We start from the raw sequence: 24012 nt of genomic DNA on the forward strand, positions 1-24012 counted from the left end.
TTACTTGTGAGGGCCTTCGTCGAACCGTTCGACGACAACGTCTTCCTCGCGCAGCATGACAGTCCCGGTCTGGGTGCGGGTCCGCCGGGTGCGCGTGATGTGGACTTCTTCCTTGATGCGCAGGCGCCGTTCGGTCACCAGCACTTCTTCGACCACCGGCACGATCAGCGTGTCGCCTTCCTGGCGCGTCGCCGGCGCCGCGGACAGGGGCACGATTTTGTCGACGATGACATGCCTGACGTCGAGCTCGTCGTACAGCAGGGTTTCGTCGATGTGCCGGGGATGTTCGCTGACCGTCTTGTGAATCCGCACGCCGCGCCCGGTATCGACGACGCGCGTTTCCACCCGCAGCTCTTCGCGGTGCAGCGGCACGGTGAGCGTGTCGCCGCCGGATTCGGCATAGGATTCAGCAATGTCTGTTGCCATGAAGTTCGCTCCCCGAAAGACGCCGCAGCAGGAGCCGTTGAGAGTACCGCAAAGCGCGCCGACCCTGCGCACCATTGACCTTTCTCAAGTTTCGAGCGTCGGCGCGCTGCGGCAGGCCTTCCTGCTCCATCACCCAAAGCAGCACTACCAGCGGTTTCAACGACGCTGCGTTTTTCCAGAGTGCGCCCTACATTGCGCAAAACCAGTCATGCTTCTCAAGCTCAAGGATGAGACTGTCAAACGCCTTACCAGGTACCGTACAGCGCACCCGGTAGCCCCCCTTCGGGTGCATACCGTCGATCGCTGCCGTCACGCCGCCAAAGCGGCTGAGCAGTGCCAACAGGGCGTTTTGCTCGCTGTCGGTGTAGACCATCCCGGCCTGGCGCCGCATTAATCGCAAGTATCCCATTGCCGTCCCTGTTCCGATGGTTCACCTCGTATATTGGAGCTCAAAACCCACTGTAGTCGATGATCCGCTGCCATTGTTGCCCGTCATGCCGCGCCGCGCCGCGCGCCCCTTGAAAACCGTACCCGACCCGGCACCGATGTACACCACGCCGTCGGGCGCGCAACAAACGCTCGATAGGTTCATCTCGCTCGGGAACGGCAACTGCGTCCACTGCTGCCCGTCGACATGCCACACATCGCCTTTTCCGCCGACGGCGTAGATGTCCTCCGGCGAGAAGCCGTCGATGTCCTGAAAACCGGACGCGTCCAGATCATCTGTCTTTTTCGGCAAGCTCAGATGATAGTTCCACACGTCTTTGCCGACCCGGTCGATCACAGTCCTGTTGCTACCGCAGGCGTAGAGGCGTCCGCCGATCGTCCGCAGATGTATGACCGAACCGCGCAGCAGGTAGGCACTGTCAGACCTGACACCGGGTTGGCACCGGCTTAGTTGAAGGGATTGTCCACTTCGCCCACCGCCGGCGGCGGCAACTCGGCCGGCAAGCTCATCCCTTCCAGCGTGGCGACGATCCCGCCAAGCAGCGCCTGCAGCTTGCGCGCGTGCGCCAGGCCGGCCTTGTCGGCGGTCAGGTCGACATCGCCGCTGATGGTGATCCGGTCGAGCCGGTTTTCGATCATCAGCTTGCCGACCGCGACCACGTCGGCCTCGTTCGCGTACGGTACAAAACCCTGTTTCTTGTCGCTCATTGCGTCTCCTTTGATGGTTAAAACGGCCAGCGGCGCGATTTCTTCTGCTTCGGCTGCGGCAGGTCCAGCATCGCGGACTTTTGCCGCGCGCTCAGCGAGGGCATGAGGTTGATGCCGATCTTTTCTTCCAGCTCGGCGATCGTCATCACGTCCAGCTGGTCCGCCGAACGGTTTTCCACGATCCACGCCGCGCCCGCCTTCTGGCTCGGACTATACACGGCCTTGTACAAATGACTCGGCACCAGTACGTTGCCGACCTTTTGCAAACGCCCGCCAATGAACGCCGGCCCGGTGATCACATATAAGGTACCTTCCTTGCGGACCATGTCGCGCACGCGGCCTTCCAGCCCCGCCCACAAATGGCGGTTGTTGTCGGCATCCTGCGGCACCATGTTCGCCAGCGTAAAACTCTCGTGCTGGGTCTGGCGGTCCGGCATGTTGCCGTTGGGCGCCATGTGGCCGCGGTCGAAGCCGCTGCGGGCATAATCGGACAGCTCGGCGCGCTGCGACGGCGACAGGCGTTCTTCGGCGTGGAAGGAGTCGTCGCGCGAGAGTTTCTTGGCCAGTTTCAGGTTGGCCGGCAGCAGGCGTTCGGCCGACCACAGCGGCGTGCGGGTGACCCCGGAGTGCATCACGCCGAACACGCCGTAGCACAATTCGGTGGTCGCTTTGGCGAGTTTGGGGTTGCGGATTTCGGGCAGGCGCCCATCCATATAGTGTGCGGGACAGCCGCCGGCAAAGGCGCTGCCGGCCGCCAGCAAGGTCCATCCGAGGACGATGCCGGCCAGGGTTTTCTGAATCATGTTTTCCAAAACAAAAAATAGTTGAGCGACGCATTCTAGCGGAGCGTGCGCGTCATGCGAAGCAGTCGTTCAGCTAATTTTGCAAGACTGGTGCGCAGCTGCTCCGGCGCGCGCACGGCGAAGTCGAACGGCAGGCCCGCGAGGTAGCCGGCGAACCAGTCGATGTCGTCGGCGGTGCAGCGCAGCAGCACGCCATCGGCCACCTGTTCGAACACCCCGAGCGCCCCATGGAAGTGCGCGCTGGCTGTTTTCAGGTCGGTGTGCAGCAGCACTTCCACCGCGTGCTCGCGTGCCATCAGGGCCAGCGACTGGTTCAGGTAACCGAGCGCGTCAAACCCGGCCGGACGCGCAAACGAGACCGGGCGCGGTTCGGCCCTGACGATGCGGTCGATCCTGAACGAACGCATCCCGGCGCGCAGATGGCACATGCCGATCACGTACCAGCAGCCGCCGCGAAACGCCAGGCCATAGGCGTCGAAATCGCGCTCGGTCTCGCCGCCGTCGGGCGCGCGGTAACGCAGGCACACCCGCTGCTGCGCCAGCGCCGCCGAACTGAGCGTGACGAGCGCGTCGTTGTCCTGCGGCGCCACCGCGCGGATCATGTCGAGCCGCACCGTTTCGTCGATGGCGCGCACACGCCGCTTGAGGTTGGCCGGCATGATGCGTTCAAGCTTGGCCTGGGCACTGGCCACCGCCGGCGCGGCTTCGGCAAAGCCGAGGCTGCGCGCGGCAAGCAGGCCGATCGCCAGGGCCAGCGCTTCATCGTTGGTAAACATCATCGGCGGCAGCTTGAAGCCGGCCATCAGCGCATAGCCGCCATGGCGCCCGCGCTCGGTGGTGATGGGAATGCCCATCTCGTCGAGCGTGACGATGTAGCGGCGCAAGGTGCGCGTATCGACGGCGAGCCGTGCCGCCATCTCGGCGCCGCTCAGGCGGCCATGGGTTTGCAGCAGTTCGAGCACTGCCAGCACGCGGGTGGTTGGATGGTACATGGCGCAACCATAGCAGACAATCAGGGCGCAATCTGCCCTGATGCACCTTTAATCTGCACCCTTTCGATGCACCACCACCAAGCGAAAGCGAGCCCTGCCATGCCATTTCCCACCCCGAAGCATGCCTTTCACCTGCCGCCGGTACCGGCATGAGCGCGCACGCCAACCTGTGGCTGTATTTTGTGGTCGTGTTCGGCATCATCGCCCTGCCCGGCCTCGACATGGCCTTCGTCATGGGCAGCGCCGTGCTGGGCGGCCGGCGCGCCGGCCTGGCGGCGGTGGCCGGCATCGTCTGCGGCGGCTTCTGCCACCTGGCGATGAGTGCGCTGGGGGTGGCCACGCTACTGCGGCTGTGGCCGTTTCTATTCCATGCGATGCTGGCCGCCGGCGCCGTGTACACCGCGTGGATCGGCTGGAGTTGCCTGCGCAGCAGCAGCACGTTTGCGCAGCGCCTGCCGTCCGGCGCGTGCAGCACCGGCGCCACCTTGCGCCGCGCGCTGGTCACCAGCCTGCTCAATCCCAAAGCCTACCTGTTCATGCTGGCGATCTTTCCGCAGTTCCTCAGGCCCGGCCCCGAGCCGCTGTGGGCCCAGGCCGCTTTGCTGGGCGCCATCACCGCGCTGACCCAGGCCGGCATCTACGGCGCGCTGGCCTGGCTGGGCGGCGGCGCCGGGAGCTGGGTGGAACAGCGTCCGGGCGCGGCCACCCTGCTCGCGCGCGCCATGGGAGTACTGCTGATTCTGGTGGCGGCGCTGAGCGCGGCGCAAGGGGTGCGCAGCCTGTTGTAAGCCGTCGCGGCGCTCCAGGTATTGACGGATTAACACGTAAACACACAACAATGATGCATGGTTGATAAGCAAAATCGACTAGAATACGGCTTTTGGACCGCGTTGGCTTAGCTTGGCGCAATGGATTCTCGTACATCATGGTGCCCCAACCGATTCCCGAAGACCTGCGCCGTTTCCTGCTGACCAGCATTGCCTCCGTTCCCCACCTGGAGGCGCTACTGCTTTTGCGCAACAGCGTGCATCAGGACTGGACTGTGCAGAAAGTAGCCGAACGTCTCTACATTGGCGACAAGCTGGCCGCGACTGTGCTGGCGGACCTGTCGCGCGCGGGCATGACGGTGACCCTGCGCCACGAAGGCAGTGAGCCGGTGTTCCGCTACCAGCCGGCCACGGCGGCGCTGGGCCAGGTGATCGACGCGCTGGCCGACCTGTATGCGCGGCGCCTGGTCGATGTGACCCATCTGATTCACTCGAAACTCGAGCGCAAGGCGCAACAGTTTGCCGACGCGTTCACCTGGCGAAAGGAACCGTAATGGCGGCAGCGATTTATGGCCTTTGCATGCTCACCTCGTTTGCCTGCGCCTGGCTGCTGCTGGCCAGCTACGCGCGCACCCGGCACCGCCTGCTGTTCTGGAGCGGCCTGTGTTTTTGCGGCATGACCCTGAACAATCTGCTGCTGGTCCTCGACAAGCTGGTGTTCCCGCAGGTCGACCTGCTGACCCTGCGCCTGGCGACGGCGCTGATCTCGGTTGCCCTGCTGCTGTACGGGCTGGTCTACGAGAAGGAGTGACAGGTGAACAAAACCGGGAGCAACAGAGGGAGCAATGTATGGATCTGATGCTGGCCGGCGCCGGCGCCATGGGCTCGATGGTCATCGGCCTGTTTTTCCTGCGCTTCTGGCGCAACTCGGGCGACCGTTTCTTCCTGTATTTCGCGCTCTCTTTCCTGATCGAAGGCGGGCATCGCGTGTATGCCAGCCTGAGCCCCGGCATGAGCGAGGATTCGCCCTTCCACTTCCTGCTGCGCTTGCTGTCCTACTGCCTGATCTTGTGGGCGATTGCTTGCAAGAACTGGCCACGCAAAAAGGCGCCCGAATAAGACGGGATGGGCTGAACTTTCGGTAGCGCGAGGTCTCCAACTGACATCAAGCCAACCGAAGGAGCCATCATGCCAGCGACCGCCAATGACAGCGACAGCGACAAGCCGGGCGCGGCGGCGCACCCGCCACCGGGGGCCGCTCCCGGCGCGGCGCAGGTCCGCTCCGAATCCTTGCTGCCGGCCGGGGAAGACGAGGCAGACGGCCGCTATGCGGTCGCCGAAGAAGTCAGCCTCGACCAGCAATCGGACCAGGCGCGCCGGGTCGGGGCCTTGCCGCCCGATCCCCCACTCCAGGCAGACCTGGCCGGTGCGGTGGCCGGTACGCTCGCGCCAGACGAGACCGCACAGCCCCCGCCGGCCGATCCGAAGCACGCCACGCCCTGAACCCGCAGCGCCGCAGCGAGGCCATGTCTTGACGGCGCAAATGCGGTATCCGTACCGCCCGCGTACAGACAAGCGGCAGCCGCAAGCGGGTCGATTGCCTGCGCCGCCTTACCCACGGCCGGCCGCCTGCCTGCGGGTTTGCTGTCGCCCCGCCACATCAAGCTGTGTTCGATTGACTTTCGGAGGGTGACCCGCCACCATTAACAAACTGTCTTCCACCACCGAAAAGCACGCAATGCCGATACTCTCCGCTCCCGACACCACCATCGCCACGGGGCGGATTGCACGATGAGGGCAAGCAATGCTGCGAGCATCTTGCTGGTTGAACAGCAAGATGCCGCCAGTGAAGTGCTGGCGCAACTTTTAAGCGAGCTGGGCCACACGCCTTTGCGGCTCGACGCGCAAACCGCGATCGCCCATGCCGCCAGTCCCGAACTGGCCCTGATCGTCGTTGATGCCAGCATGACTGCTGCCGGTTCTCGTGCCGATGCCGGTTCTCGTGCCGATGCCGGGCCCGGTTCTGGTGCCGGTTCCGGTTCTGGCACTGGTGGCGGCGCGGGTTCTGGCGCCGCCAGTGCGCATGGTACCGATGTCATCGCCCTCATTGCCCGCCTGCGCGCCGCGCCCGGCCTTTCCGGCCTGGCCCTGATCGTCATCGCGCCCGAAGGCGCCCCGTCCTTCCCGCTCGCGCAAGCCTACGCGGCCGGCGCCATCGACGTGCTGCCCAGCCCGGTGCTGGCCGTGGCGCTCAAGGCCAAGCTGGCCTTCCTGATCGACGCGCACCAGACCGCCACGCGCCAGCGCCGCAGCGACAGCGACCTGCGCGACACCCGCGCCCGCCTCGAAATCACCCTGGCCGCGGCCGAGCTGGCCACCTGGACCTGGGATGTCGCGGCCAACCGCGTCATCGCCGACGCCGCCATGGCGCGCCTGTTCAACGTCCCGCCCGAGATTGCCGCCGGCGGTCCGGTGCAGCATTACCTGAACGCGATCCACCCGGATGACCTGCCCCATACCACGGCCCTGATCGACAGCGCGCTCGCCAGCGGCCAGCCGTACGATGTCGAATACCGCGTGCGCGGCAGCGACAAGCTGTACCACAACGTGATCGCGCGCGGCCAGGTGGTGGGCGACGCCGCCGCGCCGGGCCAGCAGCTGCGCGGCGTGGTGATCGACATCACGCGCCAGAAACAGGCCGAGGCCCGGCTCGGCGCCAGCGAAGAGCGCTACCGCACCCTGTTCGAGTCGGTCGACACCGGCGTATGCATCATCGAAGTGCTGTTCGAGGGCGACACCGCCTTCGACTACCGCTTCATCGAGCTCAACCCGGCGTTCGTCAAGCACACCGGGCTGGTCGACGCGGTCGGCAAGACCGTGCTCGAGATGGTTCCCGGCCACGACAGCCACTGGTTTTCGACCTATGGCCGGGTCGTCACCAGCGGCGTGCCGGTGCGCCTGGTCGAGGAAGCGCGCGCCATGGGGCGCTGGTTCGATGTGTACGCCACCCGCGTGGGCGGTCCCGGCAGCCGGCTGGTGGCGGTGTTGTTCACCGACATCAGCGAGCGCGTCGCGGCCGACGCCGAACTGCGCCGCCTGGCGGCCGACCTGTCCGAAGCCGACCGCCGCAAGACCGAATTCCTGGCTACCCTGGCGCACGAACTGCGCAATCCGCTCGCGCCGATCCGCAGCGGCCTGCAAGTGCTGCGCCTGAACGCCGGCAACGCCGCCGTGTCCGCGCGCGTGCAAGACATCATGGACCGCCAGCTCGACCACCTGGTGGCGCTGGTGGACGACCTGCTCGACGTGGCGCGCATCACGCGCGGCCAGATCGCGCTCAAGCCGGAGTGGACCAGCGTGCAGCAGGTCGTCACCGACGCGGTCGACACCAGCCGCCCGCTGATCGATGGCGCCGGGCACCAGTTGCGCGTCGACCTGCCGGCGCAGCCGCTGGCGCTGTATGCCGATCCGACCCGGATCCGCCAGGTCATCAACAACCTGCTCAACAACGCCGCCAGGTACACCCCGCAGGGCGGGCGCATCACCCTGTCGGCGCGCCAGGACGGCGCCGACGTGCTGATCTCGGTCACTGACAACGGGATCGGCATCGCCGCCGACAAGCTCGCGGCCGTGTTCGACATGTTTACCCAGGTCGGGCGCAGCGCGCATCAGGCGGGCGGGCTGGGCATCGGCCTGTCGCTGGTGCGCAGCCTGGCCGAACAGCACGGCGGCCAGGTCGGCGCCGCCAGCGCCGGACTGGGCCACGGCAGCGTGTTCAGCGTGCGCCTGCCGCTCGCTCCCCCCGGCGCGCCGCCCGCCATCCCGGCGCCAGGCAAGAGCGACGCCGCCGCGCCCGCCGCCAGCGCCCTGCGCGTGATCGTTGTCGATGACAATGTGGACGCCGCCGCCACCCTGGCCGAACTGCTGACCCTGATCGGCCACGCGGCCGAGGTTGCCAACGACGGCCCGGCGGCGCTGGCCATGGCGGCCCGGCTGCGCCCGCAAGTGATGTTCCTCGACATCGGCATGCCCGGCATGGATGGCTACGCGCTGGCGCGCGCGCTGCGCCAGGATGGCCGCCACGCCGGGGTGCTGCTGGTGGCGCTGACCGGCTGGGGCAGCGGCGAGGACCGCGAGCGCACCCGCGCCGCCGGCTTCGATGTGCACCTGACCAAGCCGGTCGACCTTTCCGCCCTGGCCGATTTGCTGGCCGAACACGCCCGGCGGGCAGGCGCCACGGCGCTTGCGGCATCATGAACCATCACGAGCCACAGCGCCGCGAACAAGAACGCAGCCAGCGCATCCTGGCCTGCCTTCCCCAGGGTTTTCTGTATATGCATGCCGATTTCCGGGTGCTCCAGATCAATGACGAGGGACTGCGCATCGACGGCCGGCGCGCGTGAAAGCCATGTTCGGCATTGCGCCCGAGTGCCCGGTCACCCTGGACGATTTTTATGACGGCGTTCATCCCGACGACCGCGCGCGGGCGCGGCCTGCGCATCATGCTGGTGGACGACAACGTCGATGCGGCCGACATGCTGTCCATGCTGCCCGGACAATCGGGCCATCAGGTGTGGGTGGAACACACGGCACAGGCGGCGCTGGAACGCACGCGGCACGACCGCCCGCATGTCTGCCTGCTCGACCTCGGCCTGCCGGACGCCAGCGGCTACGAGCTGGCGCAACAGCTGCGCGCGATGGACGCCAGCGCCGGCGCGCGACTGGTGGCGGTAACCGGTTACGGCCAAGAAAAAGACCGGGCGCAATCGCTGGCGGCGGGATTCGACTATCATCTGGTCAAGCCGGTCGATATCGCCGCGCTGGGGTCGATCCTGGCAGCTACCAGTCCAGCGTGACCAGCAACTTGCCCATCCTCGGCCAGCACAGGCGCCTCAGTTCGCTGCGCGCAGCCCAGCGAAAGCCATCGGTTTCCGGGGTCGGCTGGCCGGTCACGGGGTGGGGAAAGAAGCTGGTGCAGACCAGGTGCGCCAGGCTGCTCAATTCGTCGCCGGCGCGCACCCGGTACAGGTGCAGGCGCTTGTCGCTGCGGTAGGCAAATCCGCCCAGGTCCTCGAAGCGCCCGGGCGCAAACGCAATGCCGGCTTCCTCGCGCAGCTCGCGCATGGCCGACTCGAGCGTGCTCTCGCCCGGGTCCTGCATGCCTTTGGGGATGTCCCAACTCGGCGTGTTGGTCACGTGGCACAGCAGCAACTGGCCGGCCGGATTGACCACCAAGGTGCCGCACGAGACGGTCTGTATTTTTTTCGGCGTGCTCATCGGCTCAGCGCAGCAGGGACAGGCCATCGTTGACCGCATCCAGGATGCGGTCGTCGATGGGATCGCCGTCGGCGTCAAGGAAACGCGGCGCCAGGATCTGCCCAAGCGCGTCGCCGCTGAAGTGGGCCGGAATATTCAGGTGGCCAAGCGCGCTGATCACGTGCGGGCACGCCACCTCGCCATGGAAGGTCATCTCGAAATCATTGCTGAGGATAGTGTCGGCGCGGGTGTCGCCACCGACCTCGAGCGAGCCGTGGTTGTATTTGCCGTAAATCGTGGACTGGACCGCCAGGTCGCCCACCACCTGGGTCGCGCCGCCGCCCAGGCACAGGCTGTGCACGGCCAGCTTGCCGCCCACAATCAGGGACGGCGCCCAGTCGGTGTCGCGATCGACCAGGATCGCGGCGGGCGCGTCCAGGTTGCCAGTGACCACGACCGCGCAGACGATCTTGTCGGCAGGCACTTGCGCCAGCAGGCCGGCGAACAGGTCTTCCATGTGCATCGGCCCGGCCCCGGCGCAGGACCAGTCGCCCGCGACAAACAGGGCCAGCATTTCCTCCTCCTTCATGGCGTGCGCGCCGAGCGCCCCGTTGAGGTCATCGAGGGGACCGAACACGGCGGTCACCGCCACGCGCGCGGGGACGATCACGGGAATACTGCTGTTCATGACTGCTCCTTGGCAAGGGATGGATCGGAAAACAAGGCGGAGGCGGCGGCCGCCGCCAGCACGCTGGTGAGGGCGTTCATGTCGACCGGCTTGGTCAGGTGGCGGTCGAACCCGGCCTGCTGCGACATGAGCACGTCGGCGCGCGCGCCCCAGCCGGTCAGGGCCACCAGCAACACGCCATCGAGCTCGCCGCTGGCGCGGATCGCGCGCGCCAGCTGGTGGCCACTCATGCCGGGCAGGCCGATGTCGAGAAAGGCCAGGTGCGGGCGGAACGCGCAGGCCAGCAGCAGGCCCTGCTCGCCGTCGGGCGCCACCCGGGTGCTGTGGCCGAGCGCCTCGAGCAGGGTCGAGAGGGTCGCGCCGGCGTCGACGTTATCGTCCACCACCAGCACCCGCAGCGCGCCGGCCGCGCTGGCGCCGGACGGCGGCGGCGCCAGCGCCGCAGGATTGCCGAGGTGCAGCGGCAGGCGCACGGTGAAGGTGCTGCCCTGGTCGCGTCCGGCGCTGGCGGCGCTGACGCTGCCCCCATGCAGCTCGACCAGGCGGCGCACCAGCGACAGCCCGATTCCCAGCCCGCCCTGCGAGCGCTCCAGGCTGCGCCCGACCTGGGTAAACATGTCGAACAGGGTGCCCATGTCTTCTTGCGAAATGCCAACCCCGTTGTCCAGCACCGACAGTACCGCCTCATCGCCCTCGCGCAGCGCGCGCAGCACGATGCGCCCGCCCGCCGGGGTGTACTTGGCGGCGTTGTTGAGCAGGTTGCTGAGCACCTGCACGATGCGGGTCACGTCGACGTCGAGCGGCAAGGTGTCGGCCGCCATTTCGACGGTGAACGCATGGCGGCCGGCGTTCAGCGCCGCCGTGCTCGTTTCGATGGCCATCGCGGCCAGGGTGGCGACATCGCTCGCTTCCCGCTTGAGTTCGATCTTGCCGCGCGTGATGCGCGCCACATCCAGCAAATCGTTGACCAGGTGAATCAAATGGCCGAGCTGGCGGTCCATCATCTCGTGCACCTTGGCCAGCTTGGGGGCGCCGGACGCCGCCATGCGGATCAGGTCGAGCCCGGTGCGGATCGGCGCCAGCGGGTTGCGCAGCTCGTGCGCCAGGGTGGCCAGGAACTCGGACTTGCGCCGGTCGGCCTCGGCCAGGTCGGCCGCCACCCGGCGCAGCTCGTTTTCGGCCTGCTTTTGCGCGGTAATGTCGCGCATGATCGAGGCCAGGCCGATATTCTGTCCTTCGTCGTCGAACACGGCAAAACCCTTGTAATAGATGGGCAGGATGGCGCCGCTTTCAAAGTTGCGCATGCGCAGTTCGCCTTCCCAGCGCGCCTGCGGGCCGCGCACGGCCGGCAATACCACCGCCTCGACAAAGGCCTGGCACTCGGGCGCAAAAAAGTCGCCCAGGCGGTAGTTGCCCAAGGCGTCGCCCAAGGCCGCATCCGGGGCCAGCCCCGCCAGGCGGCGCCCGGCCGGGTTGACGTAGCTGGTGCGCGCCTCCGAACTGGCGATGCCGATGAAGTCGGACGATTGCGCCGCCACCGCGGCCAGGCGCCGCATGCCTTCCTCGGCGCGCTGGGAACGCTGGCGCGATTCGCCCAGTTGCAGCTCGGACATTTCGAGCTGCTCGGCGGCCAGGCGCTCGGCCGTGGCGTCGCGAAAAATCTTGGCGTAGCCGCGCAGCTTGCCGGTGTCGTCCCACAGCGGCACCATCACACCATCGGCGAAAAAGCGGGCGCCGTCGCGCCGCAGGTGCCAGCGCTTGTCGTCGGCGCGCCCGGTCTCGCGCGCCATGCGCATTTCGCGCTGCGGTACGCCGGCGGCGCGGTCTTCCGGCGTGAAAATGATGGCGTTCGGCTCGCCGCAGGCCTTGGCCGCGAACCAGCCCGTGATGGTTTCGGCGCCGCCTTCCCATTCGGTGACGATGCCGTCGGTATCGGTGCCGATGAAGGCGTAATCGCGGGTGTTGTCGAGAATCAGGCGAATCCGCTCGTCCCGTGTGCGCAGCGCCGCCAGGTGGCTGGCCTGCGCATGCAGGGCGATCTCGGCGGTTTTGCGGTACAGGTCGATGAACACGGCCACCTTGGCGCGCAGGATCACCGGACTGATCGGCTTGGTCAGGTAATCGACCGCGCCCAGCGCGTACGCCTGCTCCACGTGGGCGCGGTCGTCGCCGGCGGCGGTCAGGAAGATGATCGGCACGGTGCGCGAACGCGGGTGGCTGCGGATCAGCGCGGCCGCTTCGAAGCCGCTCATGGTCGGCATGTGCACGTCCATCAGCACCACCGCGAATTCGCGCACCAGCAACTCGCGCAGCGCCTGCTCGCCGGAGGTCACACTGACCAGCACTTCGTCGAGCTCGGCCAGCACCGCCTGGAGCACCTGCAGGTTGGCGTCCTGGTCGTCCACCAGCAGGATATTGATTCTGCCGTTGATCTGGGCCTGGGGCGTGCTGTTCTCGTTGAGCATGGGGTATCCGATGTGCCTCGTGGCGATCGCCCAGGTCAAGAGCGCAATGTAGGCCGAAGATGAAAAAAAGTCAATTGTGCAAGAATCAAAGAATATTTTTAAAGTTTGGGAACTTACAGCAGTCACGCCCTCTCCAAAGCTGTTTGCACCTTTGCAAGGTGGGGGTATCGCATGCCTGAACGATTCCTGGCGTCCGCATTGCCGCAACATGAAGCCGCCGAACTGTACCGGCTGATGGTGGTCGGCATCCGCGAGGTGGCCGTGTTCCTGATGGACCCCGGCGGTTATATTACCGTCTGGAGCCGCGGCACCCAGGACATGAAAGGCTATACGGCGGACGAAGCGATCGGCAGCCATCTCGCGCGCCTGTACACCGACGAGGATCGCGAACGCGGCTGGCCGCAGCACAACCTCGCCAAGGCCGCGGAGACCGGCTTTTACAGCGAGGAAACGTGGCGCAAGCGCAAGGACGGCAGCCTGTTCTGGGCGCGCATCGCCCTCACCGCCCTGCGCGGGGACGATGGCCAACTGCTGGGTTTTTCCAAGATCACCATGGACCTGACCCACCACAAGCTGCTCGAAGCATGCACGAAAGAAAAACAGGAAATCGACCTGATCCTTCGCGCGGCCCAGGCCGGCACCTGGAAGTGGCATGTCGACAGCGGCCAGATCGACCTGTCGCGCCACCTGCGTGAACTGCTCGGCTACGATGGCGAGCCGGAACAGCTCGACTTTGACGCCTGGCTGGCGCTGGTGCACGAAGACGAGCGCGCGCGCTTTCGCACCTTGCTCGAAGACACCTGCCGCGATCCCCTGACGGCGCCCATCGAAACCGAACTGCGTTTTCTGCGCAGCGACGGCCGCAGCCAGTGGTTTTTCCTGCGCGCCAACTGGCACCGCAGCATCGAGGACGGGCCGATGCAGTTCCTCGGCGTGTGCGTCGGCATCGACAGCCTCAAGACAGCCGAGCAAGACAAGGAACGCCTGCTGTCGCAGCTGCGCCAGGAACGCTCGCGCTTTTCCGATATTCTCGAGCAGATGCCCTCGGGCGTGGTGCTGGCCGACGTGCCCTCCGGCCGCCTGACCTACCAGAACCGGGCCGCCGCCAGCATGATGGGGCGCGATTTTTCCGGGGTCGACAGCTATCACGATTACCGCGACTATGTGTTCGTCGACGCCCAGGGCGCGCGCATCGCCCTGGAAGACTTGCCGCTCGCGCGCACCGTGCGCGGCCATGACGTGGCGCGCACCGAAGGGCTGATCTACGAACGCGCCGATGGCGAACGCCTGCATATCGATGTCACCACCGCCGCGATCGTCGACAGCGATGGCGTGGCGCGGGTCGCCATTGCTGTGCTGCACGATGTCAGCCAGCTGAAACACACGGAAATGGCCGCCGCCGCCGAAAAGGAGCGCGCCCTGGTGACCCTGGCGGCGCTCACCGACGGTGTGGTCACGGCCGACCGCGACGGCGCCATCATGACCGTCAATCCGGCCGCCGAGCGCATGATTGGCGTGCTTGAGCAGGCTGCGCGCGGGCTGCGCTTTCGCGACCTGCTGCACATCGATGAGCCGGCCGCCGCCGAGGCCACCTTCGGCGCCATCGAGCGCTGCCTGGGCCAGCACCAGACCACCGACGCTCTGCCGCACGCCACCCTGGTATCCCAGGACGGCACCCGTTTCGCGGTCGAGAACGCCGTGGCCCCGGTGATCCTCGATAGCGGCGAGCTGATCGGCGCGGTGCTGATCATGCACGACGTCACCGAATCGAAGCGCCTGCTGCGCCGCCTCGGCTTCGAGGCCAGCCACGACGCCCTCACCGGCCTGGTCAACCGGCGCGAGTTCGAACTGCGCCTGCAGCGCGCCATCGAGCGGGCCCAGCATCCGGGCGGGGCCTGCGCAGCCTTGCTGTACATGGACCTGGACCAGTTCAAGGTGGTCAACGATACCTGCGGACACCAGGCTGGCGATGAGCTGCTCAAGCGCCTGGCCACTACCTACAGCGAGCACGTGCGCGAGCGCGATACCCTGGCGCGCATCGGCGGCGACGAGTTTGCGCTCATCATCGAACACTGCGGCGTCGACGAAGCGATGGCGGTGGCGCAAAAGATCCTCGACGCCACCCGCTCGTTTCGCTACGTGTGCAAGGGGCGCGTGTTCCAGCTCGGCGTCTCGATCGGGCTGACCCCGATCGACGCCGGCACCATCAGCGTCGAAGAAGCCATGCGGCGCGCCGACCACGCCTGCTACATCGCCAAGGACCGCGGGCGCAACCGCATATACGTGCACTACAAGGGCGACCTCGACTTTGCCCAGCGGCGCAGCGACATGCACTGGGTCACGCGCCTGACGCACGCCTTCCAGAACGAGCAGTTGCAGCTGTACTACCAGCCGATCCTGCCGCTCGACGATGACGACGGGCCGCGCCACTACGAAATCCTGCTGCGCATGCGCAACGGCCGCAACGGGCCGATCGCGCCGGGCGTGTTCCTGCCGGCCGCCGAGCGCTACGATGTGATCGTCAAGATCGACCGCTGGGTGCTGACGCGCACTTTGGAGTGGCTTGCGAGCAACCCGGAGCATATGGATGCGCTCGAAATGTGCAGCATCAACCTGTCGCGCCGTTCGCTGGGCGACCCCAGCTTTCACAAATTCGCGGCCGATCTGATCGATGCCTCCGAGGTAGCGGCCGACAAGCTGTGTTTCGAGATCACCGAAAACGGTGCGATTGCCGATATGCAAAAGACGATTTCCTTCATCGAAGCGCTGTCGGCGCGCGGCTGCCGCTTTTCGCTGGACGATTTCGGCACCGGGATGACCTCCTTTGCGTATCTGAAGCAATTACCGGTCAATTACATCAAGATCGATGGCTCGTTCATCCAGATGATGTCGTCCAGCCAGGTCGATTTCGAGATGGTGCGTTTCACCAACGACATCAGCCACATGATGGGGCGCAAGACGATTGCCGAATACGTGACCGACTCGGCCATCCTGGCGAGCCTGAAAGCGATCGGGGTCGACTTTGCGCAAGGCTACTGGGTCGGCAAGCCGCGCCCGCTGACGCCCTGAGCTGGCGCGCACCGGAGCGGAAAGGATGGGTATATAGTCGGGGAACCCCGGTCCGCCGCGTCGACCGTCCAGTAAAGGCCCCACCATGGCAACTACGCCCACCTCCGAGCATGGCGCCGACGGCGAACTGCCCTTCCTGACGCTGTGGTATCGATTCCTGTTCTTCGACTGGCTGTTCGCCGACCTGGGCGCGGCGCGCAATGTCTACGAGCGCCACGCGGCGCTGCAGCACAACCGCGCCATGTGCCGCTATTTCCCGACCTACCTGCGGCGCTGGTCGGTGCTGACCCTGTTCGGTTTCGGCATGGGGTCCCTGTTCGAACGCTTGATGCAGGCCAGCCTGTGGCCGGCCTGGTTTTTCACCTGCGCCTGCCTTACCATGAGCGGCATGGTGGTGATGCTGGTCGCCTGGGCGTTCCTGGCGAACGCCCGGATGCAATAAGCTTACGCTTCCCAGGGTTTCGCGTCCATCGCCTGGCCGTCTTCGCCGAAGCGCAGCGCGACCGAGGTCAAGCTGATCCCGAGCGAGGCCAGCGCATCGCACACATCGTCCACCTCGCCGCGCAGGTCGGCGGCCACATCCAGCGGCTTTTCGAGCGACGCCAGCAAGACGCCGGCAGGATCGCTCAGGTTCACGCGCATCACCATCTCGTCTTCCACCGCGGCCGGGCCGACCACGGCGCGCACCTCGGCGGCCGCCACGCCGCCCTCTTCCAGCGCGGCATTGACGTCGCTGATCATTTGCAGCATCGCCAGTTCGGCCACGCCCTGCTCCTTGGCGCCGTAGAACAGGTCCTGGTACAGGAAGTGCAGCTCGACCGAGGACGGATCTTGCGCCAGGCAGCGCTTGACCAGCGGCCCGGCCGCCACGGTCCAGGCCCGATAGCGCTCCATGCGCGCCTCGAACCAGGCGTCGGCCGCCGCTTCGCCGTCGGGCGCGGCATAAAACGGGTCGTCGGCGCGCTTCATCGCAAAGCCGAGCAAAAAGCGCAGTTCGACCGCCGTGTCGGCCGGGCCGAAATGGGTTTCAGCCCAGCCGGTCATGCTGCGTTCGAGCGCCGGGCGCGCCACCAGTTTTTTCTCGGTCATCGAGCCGGCCGCGTCGCGCACCATGTCGTTCAGGTGGCTGTAGGTGATGGCGTCGACTTCGTCCAGGTCGTAGGCGTGGCTGATCATGACCACCGTGGCCTGGGGGCTTTCGAGCCCGCCCTGCTTGATGCTCTCGACCAGTTGTTCGAAGGCATCGCCGTCGTTGAAGCCTTCCGCCTCTTTCAGCCCGCCCGTGCTGTGCACGAAGACCGGCAGCGCAAACGCGTTGATTTCCATCTCCGGACCGTTTTCGCGCCGCGAACTGACCGTGCCGGCCGCTTCTTCGACCCGCTCGCGCAGCAACTGATAGGCGACCGGGTCGGTGTAGCGCGCGCGCTCGATGGCGCCGTACAGGACGTCGTCGTTCTTCTTGCGCAAGGAGTTGCGGATCAGGCGGCCGAATTCGAGGTCGCGCAGGGCGATCGCGGCGGCGTCGCCCTCTTCATTGGCAATGGCCAGCGCGGCGTCGGCCAGTTGCTGGGCCAGCACATCGTCATCCTCCTGCGGCGGGACGGCGGATTTGCGGGGGACGGGGCGCTTGTTTTTGGGCATGGGGAGACGGATCGGTGGCTGATGAGGCCACATGGTAACAAATTGGGCGCGTCGATGCTAAGCCCTTTTGCCGGCGGCGCGGCGCGTGCCTCCCTTGCGCGGCAGGCGCAGCAGTTCCAGCACGTATTGCGGATCGGCCGGCTTGGCCAGGTGATGGTCGAATCCGGCCTCGCGCGCCAGTTGCTGGTCGTGCGGCTGGCCGTAGCCGGTCAGGGCGATGAACAGGCAGGTGCGGAACTGCGCCATCGCGCGCAGGCGCCGCGCCAGTTCGTAGCCGGTGATATCGGGCAGGCCGATGTCGAGGATGAAGGCGTCCGGCGCTTCCGATTCGGCCCAGGCCAGCGCGGCGCCGGCATCGTAATAGGTGCACACATTGTGGCCGCCGGCCGCTTCCAGGAACAGCGACAGGCTGATGGCGCCGTCGACATTGTCGTCGACGATCATCACGCGCAGCGCCGGGCCGCGCGCGTCGCCGCGGCGGCGCCTGGGAACCACGGGGGCGAGCGCATTCGGCTCGCACGGCAAAGTGACGGTGAAGCTGCTGCCCTGCCCCGGCCCCGGGCTGGCCGCCGTCACCGTGCCGCCGTGCAGCTCGACCAGGCTGCGCACCAGCGCCAGCCCCAGGCCGAGCCCGCCCTGGGCCCGGTCCGGCTTGCGCTCGCCCTGCGAAAACAGGTCGAACACGCGCGGCGCCAGGTCCGGCGCCAGCCCTTCGCCGGTGTCGCTGACCACCACCACCACGTGCTCGCCCTCGAGGCGCGCCTCGATCCCGATGCGCCCGTTCGGCGGGGTGTATTTGGCGGCGTTGCCCAGCAGGTTGGCAAAGATCTGCACCAGCCGCGTCTTGTCGCCGCGCATCCGGATCGGGGCCGGCGGCAAGTTGACCTCGACCCGGTGCTGCGCCGACTCGACCAGGCTGTGGGTCTGTTCCAGGGCGCGCTCGATGACGGCGTCGAGCTCGATGTCGTCCAGGTCCAGGGTGACCAGGCCGCGCGTGACGCGCGAGACGTCGAGCATGTCGCCCAGCAGGCTGTTCATGTGCTCGACCTGGCGCGAAATCACATCGCTGGCATAGCGCACCCGGCGTGCGTCGCCCGGTTGCAGGCGCAGCAGCTGGGCGGCGGTGCTGATGGGCGCCAGCGGATTGCGCAGCTCGTGGCCGAGCATGGCCAGGAACTGGTCCTTGGCGCTGTTTTGCTGCTCGGCCATCTGGCGCGCCTTCTTTTCGCCTTCGAGCAAGGCCTGGCGGTCTGCCTCCGCATGGCGCCGGTAGGCCTGCGCCTGCAGCATCTGCTCGCCGGCCGCGTGCAGAGCCGTATGCAATTCGTTCATTTCCACCACCCGCGAACGGACCGGCTGCGGCGACAGGCCGGCACCCAGGTCGGTGGCGGCCTTGACCGCGCGCGCGATCGAGCGCACGTGCTGGCGCCCGAAATACAGGGCCAGCGACGCCGCGCACAGCATGGCCGCCAGCAATCCCATGGCGGCCACAAACGAGGCCTGGCGCGCCGAGCGCTCGATCAGCTCGACCGGCGCGGCCACCGCCAGGGTCCAGCCGGACAGGCCGGAATGGGTAAAGACGTCGTAGGCTTCGATGCCTTCGAGCGTGTTGTGGCGAATTTGCCCGCTGTGCGCGCGCGCCGCCGCCGCGACCAGCTCGGGGCGGGCGGTCTTGCCGATCATGGCGCCCGGGTTGAGGTTGCGCGCGATAAAGCGGCCCTCGCTGTCGATAATCGCCACCAGCCAGCCCGGCGGCACGTCCACGCTCGCGATCAGGCGCGTGAAATGGTCGGTCGAAAAGGCCACCGTCAGCACGTAGCGCTGGCCGTCGTCGAGCGGCACCGGCACTGTCACCGTGGTCACCAGCCCCTTGGCCACCGGGCCGGGAATCACATCCGACACATACGTCTTCTGGGTGGCGATCACTTGCCGCACCAGTTCGGCGGCGTGCGGCTTGGGCAGCGCGCTGCCGTACGGAAGATAGGCATTGATCAGTTGCTGGCCCTGCGCATCGAGCAGGACGGTCCAGCCGGTGCTGCCGCGGTTGGCGCGCCGCGCCTGGGCATAGAAAGCTTCCAGGTCGCCCCCGGCCAGCGAGGGCGAGCCGCCCAGCACGCGCAAGCCCGCTTCCGCGCTGTAGAGCTCACGGTCGACCAGCAGGGCGATGCTGTTCGTGGTTTCCTTGAGGCCGCGCAGGGCCGCGTCGCGCTCGGCGTTCTGCAACATGGAGAGGGCCAGCCCGGCGAACACGATCACCGGCACCAGGATGCCGGCGGCCATCAGGAACAGGTAAGCGCGAATGTGCATTGCGAATTGCCGCCTGTAATTGGAAGTGGTTGCTGAGTCCGCTTATATAAACCATTTTACTTTCCTTATCCGGCGCATTGTCGCTCAGCCCAAGCGTGCGCCACATTTCGCGCCGGAATAATAATTTCATCCGTGAAAGTTCAATGCAAAAACAACAGCGTGTGGTAACGAACAGATAGGGAACGACGAAATGCGCAAAATGGATTCATTCGCAAACAGGAGCACTACCATGATTCACCGAGCCCTCACCCGCAGCATGTTCTTCGCCGGACTGATGTTGTCATCGACCGTGTTTGCCGACGCCGAGATCGTCAAATGCATCGGCAGCGACGGCGCAGTAACGCTGACCGACGCGCGCTGCCCGGCCTCGACGCAGGCGGTGGCGGTGGTTGCCGCCAGTGCGCAGCCGTCCACGGCCGACGATACAGCGGGCGCTGGAGCGGAGGAAGACTACGCGCTGGCGCTCGGCGGCGACGCTGCGAAGCCGCAGGCAGCGGTTGCGGTGAGCGCGCCCACGGTCGAGCGCTACAACAGCGCGGCGGTGTGGACCAAGCGCGACTTGCCGGGTGTGCGCAAGTATGCGAGCGGCACGCTGGCGCGCGACGTGACCACGCTCAAGGCGGCCCGCCACAGCCTGATGCTGCAAGACAGCGCCGCCCAGGCAGCCCGTTCGCAGCGCCTCGCCGGCTTGCAATAACCCAAGAATTTTCGTGGCGCCGGGCCCGGAACGGTGGCCTGGCGGGCGGACAAAAGCGGGCTCGGTTACAATGCGGGCAATCTTTCACCCGCATCAAGCTCATGAAACTCTTACCGCTCATCGCACTGGCCCTGGCCTGCGCCCCTGCCCTTGCCAGCGACCGCATCGACGACAGCTGGCACACCTCCGCCGAACTGGGCGCCATCAGTACCTCCGGCAACACCGCTGGCACCTCCGTCTCCGGCAAGATCGACGCGCGCCAGGAACTCGACGACTGGAGCAATCAGTACATCGTGGCCGGCCACTTCAAGGAAGACGAAGTCAGCGACAGCGAGGGCAACCGCAGCTCGGCCCGTTCGGCCGAACGCTATTCGCTGTCGGCCAAGGCGGCCTACAAACTGGTCAAGGACAACGAAAAACTGTTCGTACTGGCGGCCCACGTGGGCGACAAATTCGGCGCCTACACCACCTACACCACCATGGCGGTCGGGCGCAGCACGCGCTGGTACCAGTCGCCGGCGGCCAGCGTGGATGTCGAAATCGGCCCGGGCTACTTCAGCGGCGAACGCGCCACGGGCGAACCGGAAAGCGGCTTTACGGTGCGCGGCGCGGCCGCCATGCGCTGGCAGGTCAGCCCGAGCGCCCAGTTTTCGCAAGTGGTCAGCGTCGAGCGCGGCACCTCGAATATCCACTCGATCGCCGAGGCGGCCCTGAGCACCAAGATCAACGGCACCATGCAGATGAAGGCCGCCTTCAGCGCCCGCAACGATACCAACGTGCCAGCCGACAAGAAAAACACCGATACCCAGACCTCGCTGACCCTGGTCTATTCGTTCTGATCGCGCAGGCGCGGGTAGTGCGGCGTGCCATCGTCGCCACGGTCCCAGCGTAGCCGATACACGCTGAAGGTGTGGTCGCGCGGCGCTACCAGTTCGGGATCGTCCAGGCTGCACGTGGTGACGTCGATCTGGTCCGGACTGTCGCTGCGCTGGTAGGTCAGCTGGGTGCCGCAGGCACCGCAAAAGCTGCGCGTCACGCCCGCACTGGACGCGAATTGGCCCGGCGTGCCGGCCGTGACGCGAAAATCGGCGCGCGCCACGCTGAACCAGGCCACGCGCGGCGCCCCGCTGGCGCGGCGGCAGGTCGGACAATGGCAAACGGTTTGATGGAATACCTTTTCCGACGTTGCGTAGCGCACCGCGCCGCAGCAGCATCCTCCCTGCAAGCTCATCTTCTCCTCCACCGGTCCGGTCCTCGTGCGTAGCAGTCTAGCGCCACGCCGCAGTGCGATGCAAGCACGTCCGATTGGGTGGATAATTGCACATTTGAAATAGAAGCTGCTGGCCGATGCCCCAACCCTCTCCGATTCCCGCCAGCGCCGTGCCGCTGCTGTCGCTGGCCGCCTTCGGCAGCGGTATCTCGATGCGCGCCGCCGACCCGCTGCTGCCCTTGCTGTCGAGCGAGTTCGGGGTGCCGCTGGGCGACGCGTCACTGGTCATCACCGTGTTCTCGATTGCCTATGGATTTGCGCAACTGGGCTTCGGCCCGCTGGGCGACCGCTACGGTAAATACCTGGTGATCGCGCTGGCTGCGCTGGCCAGTTGCGGCACCGCCCTGCTGTGCGCGGCCGCCACCAGCCTGCCGCTGCTGCTGGCGGTGCGCCTGCTGGCCGGCGCCACCGCCGCCGCCATCATTCCGCTGTCGATGGCGTGGATCGGCGACGTGATCGACTACGAACACCGCCAGCCGGTGCTGGCGCGCTTTTTGATCGGCCAGATCCTGGGCGTCTCGGCCGGCGTGCTGGTGGGCGGCTTTGCGGCCGACGCCTATCAGTGGCGCCTGCCGTTCCTGCTGGTGGCGGCGATTTTCCTGCTGGTGGGCGCCGGTTTGCTGGCGCTGAACCGGCGCCTGCCGCCGCACGCCAAAAGCGTGCGCCCGATCGCCGGCAGCGCCGTGCGCCACATGCTGGCCGAGTTCCGCCACATCGCCGCCCTGCCCTGGGCCCGGCTGGTGCTGCTGACGGCCTTCCTGGAAGGCGGCTTGCTGTACGGGCCGTTTGCCTTCATCGCCAGCCACCTGCACCACCGGCACGGCATCTCGCTGGCCCTCGCCGGCGCGGTGATCATGCTGTTCGGATTTGGCGGCTTTGCCTTTGCCATGGGCTCGAAAGCGCTGCTGGCGCGCCTCGGCGAAGGCGGCCTGTCGCGCTGGGGCGGCGTGCTGCTGGCCGTCTCGCTGGCCGCGGTCGGCCTGGCGCCGCTGTGGTGGCTGGCCATGCCGGCCAGCTTTTGCGCCGGCCTCGGCTTTTACATGCTGCACAACACCTTGCAGACCAATGCGACCCAGATGGCGCCGGAACGGCGTGGCGCGGCGGTATCGGCTTTTGCCTCGTGCTTTTTCATGGGCCAGGCCATGGGTGTGGGCGTGGCCGGACTGCTGCTGGCGCACGTGGGAACGGCGGCGCTGCTGCTCGGCGGCGCGCTCGGGCTGCTGGCCGTGGCGCTGAATTTTTCACGCCGCGTGCGCATGCGATGAGCGGCAATCCGGTGTCAGGTCTGACACCGGCGCGACACCCTATGCAGCGGACGAGACGCGCTCGCATAATTGCGCGTAGCGCTCGTCCGACACGCCGAGCCGGCGCAGCCAGTTGCCGAAATACAGCGCCAGGACATCGCTGCGCGCATGCGTGCCGCGATGAAACCGCTCGAAATCCTTGCGGTTCTGGATCTTATCGGCGATCAGCATCTGGTTGACCTCGTCCACGCAGCTCAGCGCGATCGCATCATTCTCGCCTTCGCAGTGGTGCGACAGGTAATCGTTGGCCACGCGCCGGTATTCCATTGCCAGCAACACCACCAGCGGGTCGGGCCGGGACGCGGCGAACATCGAGTCCGGCGCCAGCGCGCTCATTAACGCAGCGTCGTCCTGAAGCAGCGGATGCAGGCAAAACGCTTCCTTGGCCCGTTGCGGCGCGCCGATGGCGTCGAGCAGCGCCAGGCCTTCGTCGATATGCGCGATCAGCGGCACGCCCGAGCGCTCGGCGCGTTTATCGCCATAAAACCGGCAAATCGCCGCGTAGTGTTTATTGTCTTTCATGGCGCTGGCTTTCTACAAAAGTGATTAATTCGGGGAAGAACGCGTCGAAGCCGCCGGCAATCGCCGCCGCATGCCGCTCCAGGTCGTCCAGCGCGGCGCGCATCACGTCGCCGTTTTTCGACAGCCGGGTCGAAATGCGCCGCACCGCCCGGTCCACGCCGGCATAGCTTTGATAGGAGCCGAGCCAGTCCTGTTCGATCATATAAGGCGCCAGCTCGGCCAGCTTGGGCGGCAGCACCGCCGCATGCCGCCCCAGGGTGGCGTAAAAGCCGGCGATAAACTCGGCCAGCGGCACCTCGGAATAGCGCGCCCATCGCCGCGCCAGTACATGGTCGTAAAACACGTCGAGCAAAATGCCGGAATAGCGCCGCCCCGGTCCATCGAACAGGCTTTTGGCGGCCAACACCACAGGGTGACTGTCGGTAAAGGTATCGACCTTGCGGTGAATCAAGATTTCGGCTTGCGTGACGGCGCTGAACTGGCCGTCCGCGCCCGGTTTGACAAAGTCGCCCAGCAAGGCGCCGAGCATGGCCTCGTCGCTGTAGCGGGCCAGGTAAATATGGGCGAGGTAATTCATGGGGAGCCTGCTAACCGGTGATCGGATTGGCAGCATGCCTGAATATCGAATTTCTTGCAGAAAACATCAGAAA

Annotated in this window: 27 protein-coding genes; 13 read left to right on the forward strand and 14 right to left on the reverse strand. The window is 66.5% G+C overall.

The window, feature by feature from the left end; genetic code table 11:
• The 6 genes from F1609_RS21390 to F1609_RS21415 form a co-directional block, all read right to left on the reverse strand.
• Entirely contained in the window at positions 1-426 is a 426-nt protein-coding gene (locus tag F1609_RS21390) for a YsnF/AvaK domain-containing protein (RefSeq protein ID WP_229421988.1), read from the reverse strand.
• 187 nt (positions 427-613) lie between these two features.
• Complete coding sequence (locus F1609_RS21395; RefSeq protein WP_167078683.1) at positions 614-799, reverse strand: hypothetical protein; 186 nt, start codon at positions 797-799, stop codon at positions 614-616.
• 57 nt (positions 800-856) lie between these two features.
• Positions 857-1210, reverse strand: coding sequence for a beta propeller repeat protein (locus tag F1609_RS21400; protein WP_167078684.1), 354 nt, complete (start codon positions 1208-1210; stop codon positions 857-859).
• 110 nt (positions 1211-1320) lie between these two features.
• Positions 1321-1581 carry a hypothetical protein gene (locus tag F1609_RS21405; RefSeq protein ID WP_167078685.1) on the reverse strand — a complete coding sequence of 87 codons (261 nt, stop codon included), beginning with the start codon at positions 1579-1581 and terminating at the stop codon, positions 1321-1323.
• A gap of 17 nt (positions 1582-1598) precedes the next feature.
• Positions 1599-2384 carry a DNA/RNA non-specific endonuclease gene (locus tag F1609_RS21410; protein WP_167078686.1) on the reverse strand — a complete coding sequence of 262 codons (786 nt, stop codon included), beginning with the start codon at positions 2382-2384 and terminating at the stop codon, positions 1599-1601.
• 35 nt (positions 2385-2419) lie between these two features.
• Complete coding sequence (locus tag F1609_RS21415) at positions 2420-3376, reverse strand: helix-turn-helix transcriptional regulator (protein WP_167078687.1); 957 nt, start codon at positions 3374-3376, stop codon at positions 2420-2422.
• A 149-nt stretch (positions 3377-3525) separates the two neighbouring features.
• Between F1609_RS21415 and F1609_RS21420 the strand changes: the two genes are divergently transcribed.
• The 8 genes from F1609_RS21420 (at position 3526) to F1609_RS21455 (ending at position 8999) form a co-directional block, all read left to right on the forward strand.
• The gene (locus F1609_RS21420) at positions 3526-4164 is read left to right on the forward strand and encodes a LysE family translocator (RefSeq protein ID WP_167078688.1); all 639 of its coding nucleotides are present in this window, start codon (positions 3526-3528) and stop codon (positions 4162-4164) included.
• Between the two features lie 137 nt (positions 4165-4301).
• Positions 4302-4697: a hypothetical protein gene (locus F1609_RS21425; protein ID WP_167078689.1), complete on the forward strand. Its 396-nt coding sequence runs from the start codon at positions 4302-4304 to the stop codon at positions 4695-4697.
• On the forward strand, positions 4697-4954 hold the full coding sequence (locus F1609_RS21430) for a DUF5985 family protein (protein ID WP_167078690.1): 258 nt from the start codon (positions 4697-4699) through the stop codon (positions 4952-4954). Before F1609_RS21425 ends, F1609_RS21430 begins: the two co-directional genes overlap by 1 nt.
• A 38-nt stretch (positions 4955-4992) precedes the next feature.
• Positions 4993-5262: a DUF5985 family protein gene (locus tag F1609_RS21435; protein ID WP_167078691.1), complete on the forward strand. Its 270-nt coding sequence runs from the start codon at positions 4993-4995 to the stop codon at positions 5260-5262.
• A gap of 69 nt (positions 5263-5331) precedes the next feature.
• Positions 5332-5646 (forward strand): hypothetical protein, encoded by a 315-nt coding sequence (locus F1609_RS21440; RefSeq protein WP_167078692.1) that lies wholly within the window; start codon positions 5332-5334, stop codon positions 5644-5646.
• Between the two features lie 288 nt (positions 5647-5934).
• Complete coding sequence (locus F1609_RS21445; RefSeq protein WP_187363094.1) at positions 5935-8400, forward strand: ATP-binding protein; 2466 nt, start codon at positions 5935-5937, stop codon at positions 8398-8400.
• A complete protein-coding gene (locus F1609_RS21450; RefSeq protein ID WP_167078694.1) occupies positions 8397-8546 on the forward strand; it encodes a hypothetical protein in 150 nt (49 codons plus the stop codon). The genes F1609_RS21445 and F1609_RS21450 overlap by 4 nt, the downstream gene beginning before the upstream one ends.
• 51 nt (positions 8547-8597) lie before the next feature.
• Positions 8598-8999, forward strand: a complete 402-nt coding sequence (locus tag F1609_RS21455; RefSeq protein ID WP_167078695.1) for a response regulator — start codon at positions 8598-8600, stop codon at positions 8997-8999.
• Here F1609_RS21455 and F1609_RS21460 read toward each other — a convergent pair.
• Genes F1609_RS21460 through F1609_RS21470 form a run of 3 tightly spaced genes read right to left on the reverse strand, consistent with a single transcriptional unit; the run spans position 8983 to position 12552 of the window.
• Positions 8983-9420, reverse strand: coding sequence for an NUDIX hydrolase (locus F1609_RS21460; RefSeq protein WP_167078696.1), 438 nt, complete (start codon positions 9418-9420; stop codon positions 8983-8985). The two genes, F1609_RS21455 and F1609_RS21460, sit on opposite strands and share 17 nt — an antisense overlap.
• Before the next feature lie 4 nt (positions 9421-9424).
• Positions 9425-10087 carry a hypothetical protein gene (locus F1609_RS21465; RefSeq protein WP_167078697.1) on the reverse strand — a complete coding sequence of 221 codons (663 nt, stop codon included), beginning with the start codon at positions 10085-10087 and terminating at the stop codon, positions 9425-9427.
• Complete coding sequence (locus tag F1609_RS21470) at positions 10084-12552, reverse strand: response regulator (protein ID WP_167078698.1); 2469 nt, start codon at positions 12550-12552, stop codon at positions 10084-10086. The genes F1609_RS21465 and F1609_RS21470 overlap by 4 nt, the downstream gene beginning before the upstream one ends.
• A 171-nt stretch (positions 12553-12723) precedes the next feature.
• Here F1609_RS21470 and F1609_RS21475 point away from each other — a divergent pair, with 171 nt between their 5' ends.
• Positions 12724-15621: a bifunctional diguanylate cyclase/phosphodiesterase gene (locus F1609_RS21475; protein WP_167078699.1), complete on the forward strand. Its 2898-nt coding sequence runs from the start codon at positions 12724-12726 to the stop codon at positions 15619-15621.
• Between the two features lie 85 nt (positions 15622-15706).
• Positions 15707-16063, forward strand: a complete 357-nt coding sequence (locus tag F1609_RS21480; RefSeq protein ID WP_167078700.1) for a hypothetical protein — start codon at positions 15707-15709, stop codon at positions 16061-16063.
• Between the two features lie 2 nt (positions 16064-16065).
• On the opposite strand, the gene F1609_RS21485 is transcribed toward F1609_RS21480, so the two are convergent.
• On the reverse strand, positions 16066-17262 hold the full coding sequence (locus F1609_RS21485) for a hypothetical protein (RefSeq protein WP_167078701.1): 1197 nt from the start codon (positions 17260-17262) through the stop codon (positions 16066-16068).
• Positions 17263-17319: 57 nt separating this feature from the next.
• Positions 17320-19569, reverse strand: coding sequence for an ATP-binding protein (locus F1609_RS21490; protein WP_167078702.1), 2250 nt, complete (start codon positions 19567-19569; stop codon positions 17320-17322).
• A 229-nt stretch (positions 19570-19798) separates the two neighbouring features.
• Here F1609_RS21490 and F1609_RS21495 point away from each other — a divergent pair, with 229 nt between their 5' ends.
• Both F1609_RS21495 and F1609_RS21500 read left to right on the forward strand, forming a co-directional pair.
• Entirely contained in the window at positions 19799-20266 is a 468-nt protein-coding gene (locus F1609_RS21495; RefSeq protein ID WP_167078703.1) for a hypothetical protein, read from the forward strand.
• A gap of 101 nt (positions 20267-20367) precedes the next feature.
• Positions 20368-21105, forward strand: a complete 738-nt coding sequence (locus F1609_RS21500; RefSeq protein ID WP_167078704.1) for a DUF481 domain-containing protein — start codon at positions 20368-20370, stop codon at positions 21103-21105.
• Here the strand turns inward: F1609_RS21500 and F1609_RS21505 are convergent.
• On the reverse strand, positions 21093-21497 hold the full coding sequence (locus tag F1609_RS21505) for a GFA family protein (RefSeq protein ID WP_167078705.1): 405 nt from the start codon (positions 21495-21497) through the stop codon (positions 21093-21095). The two genes, F1609_RS21500 and F1609_RS21505, sit on opposite strands and share 13 nt — an antisense overlap.
• 116 nt (positions 21498-21613) lie before the next feature.
• Here F1609_RS21505 and F1609_RS21510 point away from each other — a divergent pair, with 116 nt between their 5' ends.
• Positions 21614-22801, forward strand: a complete 1188-nt coding sequence (locus F1609_RS21510) for an MFS transporter (protein ID WP_167078706.1) — start codon at positions 21614-21616, stop codon at positions 22799-22801.
• A gap of 39 nt (positions 22802-22840) precedes the next feature.
• On the opposite strand, the gene F1609_RS21515 is transcribed toward F1609_RS21510, so the two are convergent.
• Together F1609_RS21515 and F1609_RS21520 are read right to left on the reverse strand one after the other, a co-directional pair.
• On the reverse strand, positions 22841-23362 hold the full coding sequence (locus F1609_RS21515) for a hypothetical protein (RefSeq protein ID WP_167078707.1): 522 nt from the start codon (positions 23360-23362) through the stop codon (positions 22841-22843).
• Complete coding sequence (locus F1609_RS21520; RefSeq protein WP_167078708.1) at positions 23349-23939, reverse strand: acyl carrier protein phosphodiesterase; 591 nt, start codon at positions 23937-23939, stop codon at positions 23349-23351. Before F1609_RS21520 ends, F1609_RS21515 begins: the two co-directional genes overlap by 14 nt.
• Positions 23940-24012 lie beyond the last annotated feature (73 nt).

The organism is Massilia aquatica, from assembly GCF_011682045.1.
Lineage (GTDB): Bacteria > Pseudomonadota > Gammaproteobacteria > Burkholderiales > Burkholderiaceae_D > Telluria_A > Telluria_A aquatica.

What these genes read in the sequence shown, in the direction of transcription:
- F1609_RS21405 (WP_167078685.1), bottom strand. Translation starts at nt 1,581, where the DNA reads ATGAGCGACAAGAAACAGGGTTTTGTACCGTACGCGAACGAGGCCGAC.
- F1609_RS21500 (WP_167078704.1), top strand. Translation starts at nt 20,368, where the DNA reads ATGAAACTCTTACCGCTCATCGCACTGGCCCTGGCCTGCGCCCCTGCC.
- F1609_RS21470 (WP_167078698.1), bottom strand. Translation starts at nt 12,552, where the DNA reads ATGCTCAACGAGAACAGCACGCCCCAGGCCCAGATCAACGGCAGAATC.
- F1609_RS21390 (WP_229421988.1), bottom strand. Translation starts at nt 426, where the DNA reads ATGGCAACAGACATTGCTGAATCCTATGCCGAATCCGGCGGCGACACG.
- F1609_RS21410 (WP_167078686.1), bottom strand. Translation starts at nt 2,384, where the DNA reads ATGATTCAGAAAACCCTGGCCGGCATCGTCCTCGGATGGACCTTGCTG.
- F1609_RS21420 (WP_167078688.1), top strand. Translation starts at nt 3,526, where the DNA reads ATGAGCGCGCACGCCAACCTGTGGCTGTATTTTGTGGTCGTGTTCGGC.
- F1609_RS21395 (WP_167078683.1), bottom strand. Translation starts at nt 799, where the DNA reads ATGGTCTACACCGACAGCGAGCAAAACGCCCTGTTGGCACTGCTCAGC.
- F1609_RS21465 (WP_167078697.1), bottom strand. Translation starts at nt 10,087, where the DNA reads ATGAACAGCAGTATTCCCGTGATCGTCCCCGCGCGCGTGGCGGTGACC.
- F1609_RS21440 (WP_167078692.1), top strand. Translation starts at nt 5,332, where the DNA reads ATGCCAGCGACCGCCAATGACAGCGACAGCGACAAGCCGGGCGCGGCG.
- F1609_RS21505 (WP_167078705.1), bottom strand. Translation starts at nt 21,497, where the DNA reads ATGAGCTTGCAGGGAGGATGCTGCTGCGGCGCGGTGCGCTACGCAACG.
- F1609_RS21495 (WP_167078703.1), top strand. Translation starts at nt 19,799, where the DNA reads ATGATTCACCGAGCCCTCACCCGCAGCATGTTCTTCGCCGGACTGATG.
- F1609_RS21425 (WP_167078689.1), top strand. Translation starts at nt 4,302, where the DNA reads ATGGTGCCCCAACCGATTCCCGAAGACCTGCGCCGTTTCCTGCTGACC.
- F1609_RS21450 (WP_167078694.1), top strand. Translation starts at nt 8,397, where the DNA reads ATGAACCATCACGAGCCACAGCGCCGCGAACAAGAACGCAGCCAGCGC.
- F1609_RS21455 (WP_167078695.1), top strand. Translation starts at nt 8,598, where the DNA reads ATGACGGCGTTCATCCCGACGACCGCGCGCGGGCGCGGCCTGCGCATC.
- F1609_RS21415 (WP_167078687.1), bottom strand. Translation starts at nt 3,376, where the DNA reads ATGTACCATCCAACCACCCGCGTGCTGGCAGTGCTCGAACTGCTGCAA.
- F1609_RS21435 (WP_167078691.1), top strand. Translation starts at nt 4,993, where the DNA reads ATGGATCTGATGCTGGCCGGCGCCGGCGCCATGGGCTCGATGGTCATC.
- F1609_RS21520 (WP_167078708.1), bottom strand. Translation starts at nt 23,939, where the DNA reads ATGAATTACCTCGCCCATATTTACCTGGCCCGCTACAGCGACGAGGCC.
- F1609_RS21490 (WP_167078702.1), bottom strand. Translation starts at nt 19,569, where the DNA reads ATGCACATTCGCGCTTACCTGTTCCTGATGGCCGCCGGCATCCTGGTG.
- F1609_RS21460 (WP_167078696.1), bottom strand. Translation starts at nt 9,420, where the DNA reads ATGAGCACGCCGAAAAAAATACAGACCGTCTCGTGCGGCACCTTGGTG.
- F1609_RS21510 (WP_167078706.1), top strand. Translation starts at nt 21,614, where the DNA reads ATGCCCCAACCCTCTCCGATTCCCGCCAGCGCCGTGCCGCTGCTGTCG.
- F1609_RS21480 (WP_167078700.1), top strand. Translation starts at nt 15,707, where the DNA reads ATGGCAACTACGCCCACCTCCGAGCATGGCGCCGACGGCGAACTGCCC.
- F1609_RS21485 (WP_167078701.1), bottom strand. Translation starts at nt 17,262, where the DNA reads ATGCCCAAAAACAAGCGCCCCGTCCCCCGCAAATCCGCCGTCCCGCCG.
- F1609_RS21430 (WP_167078690.1), top strand. Translation starts at nt 4,697, where the DNA reads ATGGCGGCAGCGATTTATGGCCTTTGCATGCTCACCTCGTTTGCCTGC.
- F1609_RS21475 (WP_167078699.1), top strand. Translation starts at nt 12,724, where the DNA reads ATGCCTGAACGATTCCTGGCGTCCGCATTGCCGCAACATGAAGCCGCC.
- F1609_RS21445 (WP_187363094.1), top strand. Translation starts at nt 5,935, where the DNA reads ATGAGGGCAAGCAATGCTGCGAGCATCTTGCTGGTTGAACAGCAAGAT.
- F1609_RS21515 (WP_167078707.1), bottom strand. Translation starts at nt 23,362, where the DNA reads ATGAAAGACAATAAACACTACGCGGCGATTTGCCGGTTTTATGGCGAT.